Below are 1,214 nucleotides of genomic sequence, written 5' to 3' on the forward strand. Positions count from 1 at the left end.
TGATGCGCTTGTCGAGCTCGGCGTAGACCTCCGAACCGCGACCCAGGGTGTTGATGCTCGCCTTGGGGATGGGGATGCCGGTGAGGACCTCGATCGCCTTGCGTTGGGAGGCGCTCATGTTCTCGTCGAACGGCATGCGAGCCCTCCCCCCTCCACGACCGCTCCCCCGGGAGAGATGAAAATAACACTATTGCAGCCAGATGTGGAACCAGTTGCACTTATGTTTCCGTTCCCGTCCGTGTGCGTTGCCTTGTGTCCCCTTCTGCTGTGGTAGAAGACCCTGCCGAGGATTTCCCTCCCTCGCGCCGCCGCTCCGCCACCGCCGAGGTGCCCGACCCGCAGGTCGGCGGCTCCCGTACGAGGCCCGCACCCAGGGTGACGTTGCCATTTCGCAACGGTTTTCCCCGAACAGCGGGGGTATTCGCATACCGTTCCCCTTCGGCCGGGATGCTCTCTTCGTGAGGAAGCAGAGGACCCGATCGCATTCATTCGCCGGGCCGGGGCCCGTCGCCCCCTCGGCCGAGGGGTTGACCATCGACGGATCGGAGGACCTTGTGAGTGGTCTCAGCGGTGGCGCCACGGTTGTCAGGCAGGCAGCTGGAGCGAGCGCCACGACGACACCGTCCGGAACGGGGCGGCTCTCGGTCGCCGAGGGCAGGATCGCCAGGGCCGCCCTGGAGGAACTGCCGAAGGACGGGGTGATCATGCTCGACGCCGGGCCGATGGCGGAGCGGATCGCGTGGTTGCTGCCCGCCGGGTGCGGGCTGAGCGTCCTGACCAACTCGGTCCCGGCCGCGCTGGGGCTGGCCTCGCGCCGCGACCTCTCCGTGCACCTCCTGGGGGGCCGGGTGAGCGCGGCGGCCGGGACCACGCTGGCCTCCGTGCGCCTGCTGGAGCAGCTCCACGTCGACGTGGCCTTCATCGTCGCCGACGGCGTGTCCCCCGGGCGGGGCCTGACCTGTGCCGATCCCGCGGAGGTGATGACCAGGCAGGCCATGGTGCGGGCCTCGTCCAGGACCGTGCTGCTGGCCGACCACACCAGGATCGGCGGCGACCGCATCTCCCGCTTCGCGCGCCTGCACGAGGTGGACTGCCTCATCACCGACAGCGGCACCGATCCCGAGGACGTCCGGAGGCTGCGCGGACGCGGACCGCGCGTACGCGTGGTCTGATCCCGCCCGGCGCCGGACACGCCCGGTGACGAACGGGTCGGG

At 69.8% G+C, this 1,214-nt stretch carries 1 protein-coding gene; it reads left to right on the top strand.

Going from position 1 to position 1,214, the window contains the following annotated elements:
* The first annotated feature begins 554 nt into the window (after positions 1 to 554).
* Positions 555 to 1,172, top strand: a complete 618-nt coding sequence (locus DQW06_RS09145; protein WP_013152264.1) for a DeoR/GlpR family DNA-binding transcription regulator — start codon at positions 555 to 557, stop codon at positions 1,170 to 1,172.
* Positions 1,173 to 1,214: the final 42 nt, after the last annotated feature.

The organism is Nocardiopsis sp. TNDT3 (assembly GCF_003427465.1).
Lineage (GTDB): Bacteria > Actinomycetota > Actinomycetes > Streptosporangiales > Streptosporangiaceae > Nocardiopsis > Nocardiopsis dassonvillei.